Origin of the sequence: Cryobacterium sp. TMT2-4 (genome assembly GCF_004402575.1) — a bacterium.
Taxonomy (GTDB): Bacteria; Actinomycetota; Actinomycetes; order Actinomycetales; family Microbacteriaceae; genus Cryobacterium; species Cryobacterium sandaracinum.
Map to the genome: position 1 here is coordinate 34,627 of NZ_SOGE01000029.1, position 15,715 is coordinate 50,341.

Genomic DNA, 15,715 nt, shown 5'->3' on the forward strand with positions numbered 1-15,715 from the left:
CGTGTTTTAGTCGAGAGTGGCGACGAACTCGTGCAGCCAGGGCCGCAGGTCCGGTCCGAGGTCCTCGCGGTCGACGGCAAGCTGCACAATGGCCTTGATGTAGTCGAGGCGGTCGCCGGTGTCGTAGCGGCGGCCACGGAAAATGACCCCGTACACGCCGCCGCTGGTGACCGGGTTCAGCGCCATCTCCTGCAGCGCGTCGGTGAGCTGGATCTCGTTACCCTTGCCCGGCTGGGTGCGCTCGAGCACCTCGAAGACCTCGGGGCGTAGCACGTAGCGGCCGATGATGGCCAGGTTCGACGGGGCATCCTCGGTGCTGGGCTTCTCGACCAGCCCGGTGACCCGCACCACGTCGGGATCGTCGGTGGCCTCGACCGCGGCCGCCCCGTAGAGGTGGATCTGTGAGGGCTCCACCTCCATCAGGGCAATGATGCTGGTATTGCGCGTGCTCTGCTCGGCGAGCATCTTCGACAACAGCGGGTCGCGCGCGTCGATGATGTCGTCACCGAGCAGCACCGCGAACGGTTCGTTGCCAACATGCATCTTGGCTCGCAGCACCGCGTGGCCGAGGCCCAGCGGGTCACCCTGGCGGACGTAGTGGATGTCGGCCAGGTCGGTGGCGTGGTTGACCTTCTCCAGTCGGCTGTGGTCGCCCTTTTTCTTCAGGATCGCCTCGAGTTCGGTCATGCGGTCGAAGTGGTTTTCCAGCGCGTTCTTGTTGCGCCCGGTGACCATCAGCACGTCGGTCAGGCCCGCGGCCACGGCCTCCTCCACCACGTACTGGATCGCCGGTTTGTCGACGACCGGCAGCATCTCCTTCGGCATGGCCTTGGTGGCCGGAAGAAAACGAGTGCCCAGTCCTGCAGCAGGAATGACGGCTTTGGTAATTGGTGTCCCCATGGTCCCTACGATATCGGCATCTAGGATGAGATATATGGATTCCGTTATCGGTCACCGAAAGCGCGCGCTTCGCGCCGAGCTGCGGGAGCGCCGCCAGAACCTGACCTCGGTCGAGCGGGAGGCCGCGACGGCCGGATTCACTCAGAATCTGCAGAGCATCACTCTGGATCTGTCGGCCCGGTCCATCTCCTGCTACCTTTCCTCCCGCAACGAACCGGACACCCGCCCGTTCGTGAACTGGGCGGAGGCCCAGGGCATCCGGGTGCTGTTTCCGGTGTCCCGCGATGACGGACTCCTCGACTGGACCGTCGGCGAGGACCAGACCGAATTCGAGGGTCTCTCGGGCGCGCCCGAGGCAGGCGGCAGCCTGCTGGGCCCGATCGCGATCAACGACGTTGACCTCATCATCGTGCCGGCCGCCGCCGTCGATGCGACCGGCCTGCGCATGGGCTGGGGTCGCGGCTACTACGACAAGACCCTAGGCTCGATGGAGAAGTGCCCGCCGGTGTATGCCGTCGTCTTCGACAACGAATTCGTCGACGAGGTGCCCCGTGAGGTTCACGACCAGCCGGTCGACGGCCTGGTCACCCCCACGCGCATCATCGCGTTCTGATCGGCACTCCCCCTACTTCCTGTTCAACGAAAGCCATTTCATAATCGGAGATTCCGGCCCACGGGCCGGTCCCCCATCGGAGTTCCAGTGCCTACCTATTCCTACCGCTGCACCGAGTGCGACACCGCGTTCGACATCCAGCAAGCATTCACCGACAGCTCGCTCACCACGTGCCCGACCTGTGGCGGCAAGCTGCGCAAGGTCTTCTCGTCGATCGGCGTGACCTTCAGCGGTTCCGGCTTTTACAGCAACGACGCCCGATCGGATGCGAAGCGCTCGCTCGAGCGCTCGTCGAAGACCCCAGACAAAAAATCAGACAAGAGCTCAGACGCGAAGTCGGGCGATTCCGGCTCCGGCACCGGTTCCGGCTCCTCCAGCGAGAAGTCCGCGGCCCCCGCGAAAGACAGCTCCGGCCCGACGAAAGTCGCAAGCACCAGCACCAGCAACACGCCCGCGTCCGCCGCGAAGGCCTCCTAGCCCCCAGCACCTCACCGCCTCAGCACCTCAGCACCTCAGCACACCACTCGCCTGTCCCGGCGCCGAGACCTCACCGGAGTATCACCATGATCCAGGGCTTCAAAGAATTCATCATGCGCGGCAACGTCATTGAGCTTGCTGTCGCCGTGGTCATCGGCGCGGCGTTCACCGGGGTGGTCAGCGCGATCGTCACGGGCATCTTCAACCCGCTGATCGCGGCGATCTTCGACTCGGAGAGCCTGACGGAGGCAATGGTCATCGGCCTTCCCGGCGGGGGCGGCCTGTCGTTCGGTCTCGTCCTCGCCGCGGCCATCAACTTCCTGCTGGTCGCGGCCGTCGTCTATTTCGTCTTCGTGATGCCGCTCAACCACCTCAAGCACACGCAGGAGCGTCGCCGTGCAGCCGGAATTCCCTCCACCGCCGATGCCGCCGCCCCCACAACGGAACTCGACCTCCTGACCGAGATCCGGGACCTGCTGGCCGCCGGCGCGACACTCGACCAGGGTCCGAAGCACACGCTCTAGATGAGTGAGGCCTCATCGATTGGTTATCGCTCCCGGCAAGCCAATTCTGACCGGCCCCCGTTGACGCTGCTCAGTACAGGCGGAAGGCCGTGTCCGGGGTCGAACCAATTCGACGGAGATTCTGACGTTTGAGCGGGATTTCGGCCTGTTTCCGGACGATACGGGCAGAATCTCCGTCGAATTCGTTCGGGCCGCGGGCGGAGCGCGTGGTGGATACCGAGCGGCACAAGCGCTGCTGCACAGCGGGCAGGCGTTGTGGCCAACTCAGGAGATCCCTCCGGCCGGGTGGGGCATCCGCGCCGGTTCCGCACTGCTCCGCGGCGGCTGGTGAATGCGGCCGGCGGATGTCCTGAGTTAGCCACACACACGCGGGCTCGGCGGGCCCATCGCCCACGACGATGCGGCCTCACTCATCCACGGCAGTCACCGATTCCGTCCCTTCGGCTACCAGTGCGGCGGGCGGTCCTGACGGAGCCGTTCGTCGTTGACGCCGCGGGTGCCCGGTCCGGCGGGATCGGCGGGCACGATGCCGCCCTCCTCGCGCAGAACCGGTGGGTGCGGATCGGGGTCGGTGTCGGGCGCGGGCGTCAGCCGAGCACGCCGGGACGTGCCGGCCGATTTGACGACGGACTGCCGGGGAACGACGGATGCGTCCCGGTGGCCGACCTTATCCCGGTGGTCGAGCTTGTCGAGACCATCCCGCTCGGGTACGTCGCGCTCAGGCACCAGGTCGGCGCACCGGACCGGACGAACCAGGCGCCGTCGAACCAGGCGCCGTCGAACCACGCCCCGTCGTACCAGGCGCGGCCGAGCCATGCGCGGAGGATCCGGCAGCCGCCGGCGGCACCGACAGGCCGACGAGTGCCGCCACGCGGGCGGCCACCGCGTCCGGGTTGCTGAAGAGTTCGAAGCTGTGCACCCGCAGGTAGTGCCAGCCGAGGCGGCGCAGCACTTCGGGGCGGAGCCTCAGGGACTCGCGCAAGCTCGACCGGCCGACGACGGCATCCGTTTCGACGACGACGGCACGGCCCGCGTGCGAGCCGGCGAGGGCCAGCTTGCCGCGGTGGCCGAGCGACACGGTGAGGCCAAGGCGTTCCAGGCGGCGGGCCAGGTCGACCAGCATCGCCTCGCTCGCGTCGGGAACCTGGGCCTCGTTGCGGCGCGCCTCGGTCTCGCTGAGCACCTGGGAGAGCGCGAGGATGCCGTGGCGCTGGCGATCCTCGTCGATGTCGGAGGGGCGGAAGCAGGAAACGATGTCCATGGCCCGGCGGGCCCGGGTCATGCCGATGGCAAGCAGCCGCTCGCCGCCCGGTTCACCGAGCGAACCGAAGTTCGTCAGGAGACGGCCGTGCGGGGTGCGGCCGTAGCCGATGGAGAAGATCACCCGGTCGCGGCTCTGCGCCACGGCCTGCTCGAGGGTGAGCACAGTGAATGGCTCGGCCCGGTCTTTCAGGATGAAGTCGGAGAGGTCGGTACGCTTGGAGAAGGCGGACAGCACGGCCTGGTGCACACGCACGGAGTGCCGCGCGCTGGCCGTGATGACCATGAGTGATTCCTTCGGGCGCTTGACGGCGTGGTCCATGACGAGTTCGACGACCTTGGCCACCTCGGCGTCGACGCTTTCCACGGCCCCTGAGTCGGCGTCGGGCATGCCGTGCCCGCCGGCCACGTAGTTGATGGTGAGGCTGCCGTGCCCGAGGTAGCTGCCCGCCCAGGGCAGGGAGTCGATGCGCCCGCCGTAGAAGCGGTGGTTGACGAGTTCCGCGAGGTCTTCGCCGCCAGCGCGGTAGCTGCGGGTCAGGGTGAGGGTCGGCAGCAGCTCGCCGAGGCGGGCCAGGGCCGAGTCGGCGTGCAGGGCGTCGACGTTGGTCTCCTGCTCGACGCGGTCGTCGGCGGCGGCCGTGATGCCGGTCTCGAACGACGACGGTGTCTGCGTGACCGGGTCGCCGAACGCGACGATCTGCCGGCCGCGACGGATGGCGCCGACGTTCTCGGCCAGAGTGGTGGCGCCGGCGTCGACGAGCAGGACGGTGTCGAAGCTCATCTGGTCGGCGAGTGCCGCCACCTCGTAGGGCGAGGCCAGCCAGACCGGGGCGAGCACGCGGCCCAGGTGCGGGGCGGCCTTGTGCAGGCGGGTGGGGGTGGCCCGGTCGGCGCGCAGCAGGCGCCTGAGGTTGTCGGCCTCTTCGGGCCAGTCGACGACGCCGATCTTCCAGGTCTCGGCGAGCAGCCAAGCGAGGAGCTGCCCGGTGGTCGAGGCGTGCGCCTCGTCGACCAGGCGGAAGTCGGCCTCGAGCCGGTCGAGAACCTGCGTGTTGGCGTTCAGGAGGGCCTTGTCGCCGCTGAGCATGGTCTCGAGCACGGACTGCCACCAGGCGAGTTCGAGCTCGTCGGCGACGTCTCTCTCGGACACGTGGCGCTGGGCCAGGTCGGTCATCAGCGGGTCGAGATTGTGTTCGCGCAGGGTAGCGAGCAGCGCGGTGCGCTCATGTAGGTTCGCCAGCACCTCGCTCTCGGCGGCCAGGCCGGAGATCGTGTAGATGAGCTCCTTCACCGGGCGGTTCGACAGCTGACGCGTGGTTCCGGCCGCTCCGAGCGGAACGTCGAGGCTCGCGAGGTCTTCCGAGACGCGCTGGTAGGCCACGTGCACATCCGAGATGCCCACGGGCACCTCGGGGGTGACGCCGGCGACTACGAAGCGCTGCCACAGGGTGCGCTGCTGCTGGATGCGGCGCAGGCTCTCGTTCATGTCGCTCACGTGCACGCCGGGGCGCAGGTATTCCACAGCGAGCTTGCGCAGACGGCGACGGTTCGCGCCGGTCATCTCGGGCGACTCCCGGCGGGACGCGGTCGCAGAGATCAGTTCGGTCAGGGACCGGTCGAAGACGGCCGGCTGGAACTTGTCGAGCGTCTCCCGGATGTCGAGCAGCAGCCGCAGGTAGACGCCGAGCTCGGCGATGGTCTCGAACGGTCGCAGTCGGGTCTGGCCGACGAGTCCGGCGGCACGCTCGAGCAGGCGCGGGAGTTCGATCTGGTTGACCCGTTTGGCCAGCTGGTGCGCCGCCGAGGCGTCCGCGGTGGAGGAGAAGGAGGCTCCGTACCAGGGCGAGTCGCCCGGTCCGTAGCGGAATTCACCGAGTGCAGCCGCCTTGATCAGGGTGGCGGCGGCGGCCGGCCGACCCTGCGCCAGGCGTTCGAGCGCGCGTCGGTCGAGCCTGGCCGTGGTCGAGGGAGGTGAGGGCAGCTGCGCGAGGCGTGCCAACTCACCGAGGGCGTCGAGAACGGACACCCCGAGCGCCGGGTCGCGGCGGGTGAGCGCCGACCGGTAGTCGAGTAGCACCTTGCGCAGGCGCACGAGCGCGTCGTCGACGTCGCCGACCATGGGCTGGGTGGCCTTCTCGTTGCGGGTGATCGCCTGGATCAGGTCCCGGCGCAGGGTGCGGGGGGTCACGGCGACCCCGGGCAGCCCGACCTGCACCAAGCGGTGCGCGATACCGTCGAGGCTGGAGCGGCGGGCGCTGACGACGAGCACGCGCTTGTGCTGAGCGATAAGCGAGCCGATCGCGTTCACAATCGTCTGCGTGCCGCCGGTGCCGGGAAGGGTTTTCACGACGAGCGAGTTGCCGGCCGCGATCTGCGCGACGACGTTCTCCTGCTCGGAGTCCGCGTCAAGCAGAAGGATGTCGGTGGCCGGTGGCCGGGAATCCTGGCCGAGCGGGACGACCGGGTTGTACGCGGTCTCGATGGCGCGCCGGGCGTTGGTGTTGCCACCGATCGCGTCGAGCAGCGGATGGTCCAGGTTGGCCGCATCGGCGGCGAGAGCGCGGCCGACGTCGGCGAACACGGAGGCCACGAGGCGCGGTACCACGTTGAACCAGGGCAGGTGCGAGGTGAGGCCGCGCAACCGGTCGATCACGGGCTGCGGTTTGAAGGCGCCGTTGGTGACGGCCAGCGCCACGAACGCATCCGCATCCAGAACGATCTCGAACTGGTCCTTCAGCGCGCGGGCCAATTCCGGGTTGAGGAACGGCTGGCCCTTGAGCTTGAGTTCGAAATCGCGGCCGTAGCGGCGGATGGCGAGGGGGCGCAGCAGCACGGGAGCGCTGTAGTCCACATCGTTGTGGCGCCACTCGGCGAGGCCGATGGCCAGGTGCACCGATTCGATGCCGCGCATGGAGCGCAGTTCGATGCCCTTCTGGGTGATCTCGCCGGCCGCCAGCCGCGCGTTGCGCAGGGCGAGCTCGTCGCGGATCAGGTTGGAGAGCAGAGCCGTCTTGCCGGTGATGAACTGGGGCAGACCGCCCGGATGGGTGGCGCTCAGTTCGATCCGCGTGCGGGGTCCGTCGCTGAAGTGCAGCAGCGGGGAACGCCCGCCCACTTCGGCGAGTTCGTCGCGCCAGCGCTGCCAGACCGGGTCGGCCACATTGCCCACGGTGAGGGACGGATCGCCCAAGCTGACCGCGTGCGGAGCCGCGGAATCGTGCGGGTCGGTGGGCGGAGCATCCTGAATCTCCGTCAGGATGCCGTCGTCATCTAGTTTCTTATCGAGGCGCCACACACTCGACACCATAAGCCAAATCCCTCCGATTCCGCGGCAGGCGGCCCGGAATTGCGCGGATTCAGCCCCGAATTGTCTCAAAACGGGGCTTCCGGATGCGCGTGCGGCCGTCAGCGATTCGGCTCGCCTCGGCGAGAATGGTGCAATGAAACTCCCCCTCGTCGAACTCCACCTGCACATCGAGGGAACCCTCGAACCGGAGCTGCTCTTCGAGCTGGCCGCGCGGAACGCGGTGACTCTGCCGTGGGCGTCGTTGGCGGAGCTGCGCGCCCAGTACGACTTCGCCGACCTGCAGTCGTTCCTGAACCTCTACTACCGGGCCCTGGACGTGCTGCGCGAACGGATCGACTTCACCGACCTGACCCGCGCCTACCTGGCACGCGCCCGCACGGCCGGGGTGCGGCACGCGGAGCTCTTCTTCGACCCGCAGGCGCACACGAGCCGGGGCGTCCCGCTGGTCACCGCCCTGGCGGGGGTGCGCGACGCCCTGGACCGGTCGGTCGACGAGTGGAGCATCAGCACGAAGCTGATCGTGACGTTCCTCCGGGACCGTCCACCCGCCGAGGCCCTGCAGATCCTGCGAGAGATTCTCGCCGGTGGGGTGCCGATCGATGGCATCGGGCTGGACTCGGCCGAGGTCGGCTATCCCCCGGAGCTCTTCACCGAGGTCTTCGCTCTGGCCCGCGAGAACGGTTTGCGCCTGGTGGCGCATGCGGGCGAGGAAGGACCGCCCGACTACGTCTGGCAGGCCCTCGACCTGCTCGGGGTGGAACGCGTCGACCACGGCATCCGCAGCCTGGAAGACGAGGTGCTGCTTGACCGGCTTGTGCGGGACCGCATCCCGCTCACGGTCTGCCCGTTCTCGAATGTGCGACTGCGCGTGATCGACACCCTCGCCGACCACCCCATCGTGCGGATGCTCGACCGCGGGCTGCTCGCCTGCATCAACTCCGACGACCCGGCCTACTTCGGCGGCTACATCGACGACAACCTGGCCGCGGTCGATGCGGAGTTCGGCCTGGGACCGGACCGGCTGGCCCTGCTCGCCCGGAACGGGATCGAGGCGTCGTTCCTGACGAACGGGGAGAAGGCGGCCCTGACTGCCGAGGTCGATGCCTGGCGTGCTGCCCAGCCGGCGCCGGCTACAGCCATCCGTTCTTCTTGAAGACGCCGTAGAGGCCGACGCCCATCGCGAGCATGAGGGCGAGTGCGAACGGGTAGCCGAACACCCAGGTGAGCTCGGGCATGTGGGTGAAGTTCATGCCGTAGATGGTGCCCACGAGCGTGGGCGCGAAGAGGATGGCCGCCCAGCTCGAGATCTTCTTGACCTCTTCGCTCTGGACGAGGCTGGTCTCGGACAACCGCCGGGTCTCCTCGTTCTGGCGCTGGGTCACAAGGGTGCTGTGCACAGTGAGGGCATTGTCGAGGAGTTGGCGGAACGCATCGCCGCGCTCGACAACCCGAAGGGTGTGGTCGAGCACGTCACGCAGGTGGTGGCTGAGCTCCGCGGGGACGTTGTAGGTGGTGAAGCCCTTCTGCAACGACTCCAGCATGCCCACGAGCGGCTGCGTCGCACGCTGGAACTCGATGACCTCGCGGGAGAGGTCGTAGATGCGCCGGGCGACGGCCTGATCGCCGTCGAAGAGCTGGTCCTCGATCTCGTCGATGTCGTTCTCCAACCCGGCGACGACCGGCCCATACTCGTCGACGATCTGGTCGAGGATGGCGTAGAGCACGGCCTCCGGCCCGAGGGCCAGCAGCTCCGGCGTCTTCTCCATGCGCTCGCGCACCTGCGCGAGGTCGGGCGACTCGGCGTGGCGAATGGTGGCCACGAAGTCCGGGCCCACGAAAACGTGCAGCTCGCCGAACTCGACGCGTTCTTCCTGGTCGAGATAGCGGGCCGGACGCAGCACGACGAAGAGGATGTCGTCGAAGCGTTCCAGCTTCGCCCGCTGGTGGCCCTTCAGCGCGTCTTCGACCGAGAGGTGGTGCAGGCTGAATTCGGCCGCGACCGAGCGCACCTCGTCGGGTGAGGGCCGGTACATCCCGATCCAGGCGAAGCCCTGGTGGGCCTTCATCACCTCATAGGTCTCGTCGAGCGTCGTCGGGTTCGCGGCCCGGCGGCCCTTCACATATACAGCGTTGTCGATCAGTGCCACGCGCGCTCTCCTTAGCTAACAGCTACCAGTGTCGCACCGGACGGGCCGCCCGCTGAGCGGGCTCGCGCACTGACCGGGCACACGCACTGACCGGGCACGCGCGGGGAAGATAGGTTGGGGGTCGTGAACCCTGAGCGAGCCGGCGACGTCTTCATCGTCGTCGCTCCCCGCGGGTCCACGGATGCCGACGACCGGCGGTTCCTGGCGGCCGCGGCTGCCTGGGCGCTCGGCGTTGATTCGCGCCTCGTGCGCATCGAGCGAGACTGTCCGCACTGCGGCGGCCGGGACCACGGCCGGCCGCTGGTGGCGGTGTCGCCCGGGGCCGGGACGGGGACCCGCCCGCTGCACGTCAGCCTCAGTCGCGCCGTCGGGTGCGTCGCGTTCGCCCTGACCTTCCTCGGCCCGGTCGGGGTGGACATCGAGAGCGTCGCGGACGTCTCCCGGGCCGGGTTCGATGCGGTCGCGCTCGGGCAGGCGGAGCTCACCGCCCTGGCCAGGCTGTCGGCCCCCACCGCGGGCGCCGCCGCGGGCGCCGCCGCGGGCGCCGCCGAAACCGCACGCGCGCGGGCCCGGTTGTGGACCGCGAAGGAGGCGGTGCTGAAGTGCACGGGCGACGGGCTCCGAGTGGACCCGCGCAACCTGACCGTCTCGTTGCCGGGCGGCGGCGGCCGGGGCTCGCCGCGCCTCGACGCCTGGCGCGGAGCCGACGTTGACGTTGACGTCGACGCGATTGGGCTTCGCGACTTCGACCCGGGCGCGGCGCTCATGGGTGCCGAGTACGTGGGCACGGCGTTCGTCGGCACGGCGCTCGTCGGCACGGCGCTCGTCGGCACGGTGGCCGTTCTCGGCGAGGGCAGGCGCGCCGCGGACGGACCGACCGTGCATATCGTGTCGAATGCGGACATCCGTCACCACCTGAATGGTCCGGCCTAGCCGGTTGAGTCCGAGACCGCCGTACAGCACTCCGCCCCGAACGAATTCGACGGAGATTCTGGCCGAAAGGGGCTCAAAAACCGGAAAATGACTCTCATTCGAGAGAATCTCCGTCGAATCAGTTCGACGCCGGGTGGGAGGGTCGGTCGGCTGGACCAGCCAACCTCGCCTAGAGCTTGGGCAGGGCGCTCCGATAGATCCAGCGGTCGACGATCCGGCGAATTTCACCGCTATCGGTGTGCACGGAAAGGAACTCCACAAGGTCCTCGGTAGTGATGGAACCGTGGCGGCGCGCGCGCGTGTACGCGCGCACGGCGCCGAAGAAGGCGTCGTCGCCGAGCGACCGGCGCACCGCGTGCAGGGCCAGGGCGCCGCGCTTGTAGACCCGGTCGTCGAACATGTCGTGCGGCCCCGGTTCGCCGACGACGATGTCCCGCGGCAGGGCCTCGATCTCGGTCCGGTGCACGGCGGCACTCGCATCGGCCGTTGGTCCACCGCCGGCCTCCGCCCACAGCCACTCGGCGTAGCAGGCGAACCCCTCGTGCAGCCAGATGTCCTGCCACCGCACGACGGTCAGGCTGTTGCCGAACCACTGGTGGGCCAGTTCGTGGGCGATCAGCCGGTCGCTGCCGTGCGAACCGTCGACGTGGTTGCGACCGAAAATGGCGAGGCCGTGGGCCTCGAGCGGGATCTCCAGCTCGTCGTCGGTGACAACGACCGAGTAGGCGTCGAACGGGTAGGGACCGAAGCGGTCGGCGAAGAGGGAGATCATCTCCGGAAGTCGGGCGAAGTCCACCGCCACCTCGCGGGCGAGGTTTGCCGGGAAGAAGATGCGTTGGGCCACCGGGGCGGCGGCGGCGTCGGTGCGCCGGTAACGGCCGATCAGCACCGTGGCCAGGTAAGTAGCCATCGGCTCCTTCACCTCGTAGGTCCAGCTGGTGCGGCCAGACCGCGTCGTGCGCGCGATCAGCGTACCGTTCGCCACGACCGTGTAGGGGTCCTCGCAGCTGACCCGGATGCGGAACGAGGCCTTGTTGCTGGGGTGGTCGTTGCAGGGGAACCACGACGCCGACCCGGTCGGCTGGCCGGCCACGAGCACGCCGTCGTCGAGTTCCTCCCAGCCGACCTCGCCCCAGATGCTCTTCAACGGATGCGGCGCGCCGCGATACCGCACGATCACCTCGAACAGAGCCCCAGCCTCGATCGTCGCCACCACCGTGATGGTGAGCTTGCGCGCGCTCTGGCTCACCTTCAACGCCCGCACCCCGTCGACGGTGACCCGGTCCACAGTGAGACCATCGAAGTCGAGGCTGAACCGGTCCAGCCTCATCGATGCCCGGGCCTGCACGGTGGCTGTGGCCCGCAACTGGTTGGTGGTCACCCGGTAGTCGAGGTTCAGGTCGTAGTGCAGGGCGAGGTAACCGCCGTTTCCGTTGCCCGGCAGGTACGGGTCGCCCGCGGTGGTGGCGCCGTGGGTGGGAGCGGCCCCTCGAACGCCGGCCGGGCCGAGCGCGGATCTGGGCGGCAGCGGGGTGAGGCGCTTGGCCGGGCTCTGAGCGGGGCCTGAGGGCGGTGGGGTGCGAGGCATGGTGGGCGTCAAGTCTGCCATGGCAGACTGCGCCACGGCGAAATGGGGTTGCCCGACCACACCGACCCGGCCGGCACGCGTTCCCCGCGCATCACCAGCGAGGCAGGCCCCACAGTGGCGCCCTCCTCGATGTCGGCCGCCGGCAGAATCACGCTGTGCGGCCCGAGCGTGGCGCCCGCCGCCAGGGTGACCCGGTCCAATTGCATGATGCGGTCGTGGAACAGGTGCGTCTGCACCACGCAGCCCCGGTTCACGGTCGCACCGTCTTTGATGCTCACCAGGTCCGCCTCCGGCAGCCAGTAGGTCTCGCACCACACGCCGTACCCGATGTGCGCGCCGAGAGTGCGAAGCCACACGGCGAGCGCCGGCGTGCCGGCCGCCTTCGCCGCAAACCAGGGTCGGGCGACCATCTCGACGAAGCTGTCCGACACCTCGTTGCGCCAGATGAACGACGACCAGAGCGGATGTTCCGTAGCGTCGATCCGGCCCACCAGCAACCACTTCGCGGCCGTGGTCACCAGGGCGGCGACGGCCCCCGCGGCCAGCAGCACCAGACCCGAGAGCGCGATCGTCCACCCCAGGCCGATCGTGAGCCAGAGCGCATCAAGGGCGACGAGCACGCCGAGGGCGATCAGGACCGTGACGATGACCGGGATGATCCGGAGCATCTCCCACAGCGCCCGCCAGGTGACGAGCCGGGCCGGTGGGTGGAAGGTGCGGGCCTCGTCGACATCCGTCACTGTGCGGCGCAGCCGTTCGGGCGGGTTGCCCAGCCAGGACGACCCGCGTTTCGCCTTGCGCGGCGTGGAGGAGAGCACCGCGACGAGCCCGTTGCGCGGCACCGTGCGGCCCGCGCCCGCCATGCCGCTGTTGCCGAGGAACGCCCGGCGGCCGATCTTGGCCGGCCCGATGTGCAGCCAGCCGCCGCCGAGTTCATAGCAGGCGACCATGGTGTCGTCGGCGAGAAACGCGGCCGGGGCGATGGTCGTCAGGGCGGGGATGAGAAGCACGGTGGAGGCTTCCACGCCGGCGCCCACCTTAGCGCCGAGCAGGCGCAGCCAGATCGGGGTGAGCAGGCTCGCGTAGATCGGGAACAGGAGCGTTCGGGCGCCGTCGAGGATTCGCTCGGTCATCCAGACCTGCCAGCCGATCCGGCTGCGCACGGGGTAGTACCCCTCCCGTAGGCCCACACCGAGCAGCCGAACGGAGCTGAGCACCAGCAGCGCGTAGACCAGCCCGGCTGCCACGACCGCGAGCGGGGTGGCCAGGGCGGCCCGCCCGGCCGCGTCGGCCAGGGTCGCAGCGTCGCCGATGGACGCCCCGACGATGAGCGCGCCGACGAGCACCGCGATCGCGGGCAGGGCCGTCATGGCGATGGCCCCGGTCGCGAAGGCGGTCAGCCAGCGGGTCCCGCGCGGCGGGCGCTCGGCCGGCCACGAGCCGCGGGCGGCGCCCATGCGGGCGGCCGGGGACCCGGCCCAGCGTTCACCCGGCGGCACCGGTCCGGAGACGGCCGAGCCCGGCTCGATTACGGCGCCCCGCCCGATGTCGGCGCCGCCGAGCAGTGCGCTGCGGGAGCCGACCGTGGCGCCGGCGCCGATCCGCACCGGCCCGATGCGCAGCACGTCGCCGTCGATCCAGTAGCCGGACAGGTCGGTCTCGGGTTCGATGGCTGCCCCGGCACCGATGTCCAGCATTCCGGTTACCGGCGGCAGGGAGTGCAGGTCGACGTCGGTGCCGATGCGGGCGCCGAGAGCCCTGGCGTAGTAGCTGATCCAGGGGGCACCGGCCAGGCTCACGGCATCCGAGAGCAGTGCCACCTGTTCGGCGAGCCAGAGGCGCAGGTGCACCGATCCGCCGCGCGGATAGTTGCCGGGCTCCACGCCGCGCAGCAGCAGCCGGGCGGCGACGACGGAGATGGCCATTTTGCCGGGTGGGGTGACGAAGAGCACGAACCCGAGCGCCACCCACCACCAGGAGATGGTGGGCGCGAAGGAGGCGCCTGACCAGCCCGCGAGCAGGTTGTTCGCCGCCGAGAGGTAGACCAGCCAGCGCGCGCCGACCAGCACGTGCAGCGGCACGCCCAGCAGGGTGATGGCGAGGCGGCTGCGCCGGGGCACCGGCTGAACCTCCCGCACGATACTCGCCGCCGCGGGTGCGCGTCCGTCGAGCTCGTCGGCGAGGGAACCGATCCGGGGGTAGTCGTAGATGTCGGAGACTCGGGTGTCGGGGAACCGCTCGCGGACGGTCGACACGAACTGGGCCGCGGAGAGCGACCCGCCGCCGTGGGCGAAGAAGTCCGCGTCGGGGCCGTCGGCCGACACCCCGAGGATGGCGGCCCAGCCGACGGCAAGCCACGCCGCCGTCGACGAGAAGGCCTCCGCCTGCTCACCCCCGGTGGCGGGAAGGGGCCAGGGCAGGGCACCGCGGTCCACCTTGCCGGAGATACGCGTGGGCAGCTCGTCGACGACGTGCACCAGCGGCACGAGCGCGGCCGGCAATTCTTCGCGCAGACGAATGTTGGCGGCCGCCCGGTCGAAGAGGGCCCCCTCCACCTGGGCCAGGTAGCCGACCAGGATCTGGTTGCCGGCCGGGGTTCTCTGCACGACCGCGGCCGCTCCGGCCACCCCCGGGAGCGCGCGCAGGGCCGCCTCGATCTCGCCGAGTTCGATACGCCGGCCGCCGAGCTTGACCTGGTCATCGGCCCGGCCGACGAACACGAGACCCTCGCGCTCGTAGCGCACCAGGTCGCCGCTGCGGTAGGCGCGGTGCCAGCCCAGCTCGGTATGCGGGGCGTACTTCTCGGTGTCCTTGCCGGCGTCGAGGTAGCGGGCCAGCCCGACCCCGCCGATAATGAGCTCCCCGGTCTCGCCGTGGGCCACCCGGGCACCGGCGGCGTCCACCACGGCAAGGTTCCAGCCGGCCAGAGGAAGCCCGATCCGCACCGGCCCGCGGCCGTCGAGCAGGGCGGCGCAGGCGACGACGGTGGCCTCGGTCGGGCCATACGTGTTCCAGACCTCCCGGCCGCGCACGGCGAGGCGCGAGGCGAGCTCGGGTGGGCAGGCTTCGCCGCCGAAGATCAGCAGCCGCACCCGCTCCAGCGATTCCTCCGGCCACAGGGCCGCGAGGGTCGGCACCGTCGACACCACGGTGATGCCGTGCTTGATCAACCACGGGCCCAGGTCGACCCCCGAGCGCACCAGGGAGCGGGGCGCCGAGACGAGGCAGGCACCGTTCCGCCAGGCCAGCCACATCTCCTCGCAGGAGGCGTCGAAGGCCACAGACAGGCCGGCCAGCACCCGGTCCGCGGGACCGATCGGGTCCGACCGGAGGAACAGGTCGGCCTCCGCGTCGACGAACGCGGCGGCGGAGCGGTGGGCCACCGCCACCCCCTTGGGTACCCCGGTGGAGCCCGAGGTGAAGATCACCCAGGCATCGTCGTCGGGGGCCGGCATGGCGCCGATCGTGCCGGCGAGGGCCAGGTCGTCCCCGGGCGCCAGCATCCGTTCGGCGAACATCTCCGCGTCGATGCCGGTGCGCACCTCGAACACGCCGCCCGCCCCGATCACGCCCACGACCCGGGCCTCGCCGAAGACGAGCCGGGCGCGTTCCTCGGGGTCGTCGGCGTCGACGGGCACGTAGGAGGCGCCGACCAGAAGGGTCGCCAGAATGGAGAGATACAGTTCCCGGGTTCCCGACGGGATCCGGATGCCAACGGTGTCGCCGCGGCGCACCCCGCGGCGACTGAGCTGCTCCGCCTGCTCGGTGACCAGGCGCACCAGATCCCGGTAGTTGATCGCCCCGTCGACGTCTTCGAGGGCGAGCGCGCCCGGATGCCGACCGGCGGTCGCGAGCAGGATGTCGACCAGGGTGCGGGCCGGCGCCGCGCGGTGTCCGGCCTCGAGCACGTCCTGGCCGGGCTCAATCGGGGTCAGGGTCACGCAGGCTCCTCGTCCAGGTCGC

At 69.7% G+C, this 15,715-nt stretch carries 11 protein-coding genes; 5 read left to right on the top strand and 6 right to left on the bottom strand.

The window, feature by feature from the left end; genetic code table 11:
* Nucleotides 1–6 precede the first annotated feature (6 nt).
* Nucleotides 7–900, bottom strand: coding sequence for a UTP--glucose-1-phosphate uridylyltransferase GalU (gene galU, locus E3O54_RS08600; protein ID WP_104099575.1), 894 nt, complete (start codon nucleotides 898–900; stop codon nucleotides 7–9).
* A 34-nt stretch (nucleotides 901–934) separates the two neighbouring features.
* Between galU and E3O54_RS08605 the strand changes: the two genes are divergently transcribed.
* The 3 genes from E3O54_RS08605 to mscL all read left to right on the top strand — a co-directional run bounded on the left by E3O54_RS08605 (nucleotide 935) and on the right by mscL (nucleotide 2,514).
* Nucleotides 935–1,513, top strand: a complete 579-nt coding sequence (locus E3O54_RS08605; RefSeq protein ID WP_104099576.1) for a 5-formyltetrahydrofolate cyclo-ligase — start codon at nucleotides 935–937, stop codon at nucleotides 1,511–1,513.
* A gap of 87 nt (nucleotides 1,514–1,600) precedes the next feature.
* Nucleotides 1,601–1,990 carry an FmdB family zinc ribbon protein gene (locus E3O54_RS08610; RefSeq protein ID WP_104099577.1) on the top strand — a complete coding sequence of 130 codons (390 nt, stop codon included), beginning with the start codon at nucleotides 1,601–1,603 and terminating at the stop codon, nucleotides 1,988–1,990.
* Nucleotides 1,991–2,076: 86 nt separating this feature from the next.
* Nucleotides 2,077–2,514, top strand: coding sequence for a large conductance mechanosensitive channel protein MscL (mscL, locus tag E3O54_RS08615; RefSeq protein ID WP_104099578.1), 438 nt, complete (start codon nucleotides 2,077–2,079; stop codon nucleotides 2,512–2,514).
* A 444-nt stretch (nucleotides 2,515–2,958) separates the two neighbouring features.
* Here mscL and E3O54_RS08620 read toward each other — a convergent pair whose 3' ends face one another.
* Both E3O54_RS08620 and E3O54_RS08625 read right to left on the bottom strand, forming a co-directional pair.
* Nucleotides 2,959–3,240, bottom strand: a complete 282-nt coding sequence (locus E3O54_RS08620) for a hypothetical protein (protein ID WP_104099579.1) — start codon at nucleotides 3,238–3,240, stop codon at nucleotides 2,959–2,961.
* Nucleotides 3,233–7,084 carry an AAA family ATPase gene (locus E3O54_RS08625; RefSeq protein ID WP_241976811.1) on the bottom strand — a complete coding sequence of 1,284 codons (3,852 nt, stop codon included), beginning with the start codon at nucleotides 7,082–7,084 and terminating at the stop codon, nucleotides 3,233–3,235. The genes E3O54_RS08620 and E3O54_RS08625 overlap by 8 nt, the downstream gene beginning before the upstream one ends.
* 133 nt (nucleotides 7,085–7,217) lie before the next feature.
* Between E3O54_RS08625 and E3O54_RS08630 the strand changes: the two genes are divergently transcribed.
* A complete protein-coding gene (locus tag E3O54_RS08630; protein ID WP_134342416.1) occupies nucleotides 7,218–8,237 on the top strand; it encodes an adenosine deaminase in 1,020 nt (339 codons plus the stop codon).
* Here E3O54_RS08630 and E3O54_RS08635 read toward each other — a convergent pair.
* Nucleotides 8,215–9,231: a magnesium and cobalt transport protein CorA gene (locus E3O54_RS08635; protein ID WP_104099581.1), complete on the bottom strand. Its 1,017-nt coding sequence runs from the start codon at nucleotides 9,229–9,231 to the stop codon at nucleotides 8,215–8,217. The genes E3O54_RS08630 and E3O54_RS08635 overlap by 23 nt on opposite strands.
* Before the next feature lie 123 nt (nucleotides 9,232–9,354).
* Here E3O54_RS08635 and E3O54_RS08640 point away from each other — a divergent pair, with 123 nt between their 5' ends.
* The gene (locus E3O54_RS08640; protein ID WP_166805233.1) at nucleotides 9,355–10,164 is read left to right on the top strand and encodes a 4'-phosphopantetheinyl transferase superfamily protein; all 810 of its coding nucleotides are present in this window, start codon (nucleotides 9,355–9,357) and stop codon (nucleotides 10,162–10,164) included.
* A gap of 169 nt (nucleotides 10,165–10,333) precedes the next feature.
* Here the strand turns inward: E3O54_RS08640 and E3O54_RS08645 are convergent, their stop codons facing one another.
* The gene (locus tag E3O54_RS08645) at nucleotides 10,334–11,752 is read right to left on the bottom strand and encodes a M1 family metallopeptidase (RefSeq protein ID WP_134401414.1); all 1,419 of its coding nucleotides are present in this window, start codon (nucleotides 11,750–11,752) and stop codon (nucleotides 10,334–10,336) included.
* 8 nt (nucleotides 11,753–11,760) lie between these two features.
* Nucleotides 11,761–15,693 carry a Pls/PosA family non-ribosomal peptide synthetase gene (locus E3O54_RS08650; RefSeq protein ID WP_370247614.1) on the bottom strand — a complete coding sequence of 1,311 codons (3,933 nt, stop codon included), beginning with the start codon at nucleotides 15,691–15,693 and terminating at the stop codon, nucleotides 11,761–11,763.
* Between the last annotated feature and the right edge of the window lie 22 nt (nucleotides 15,694–15,715).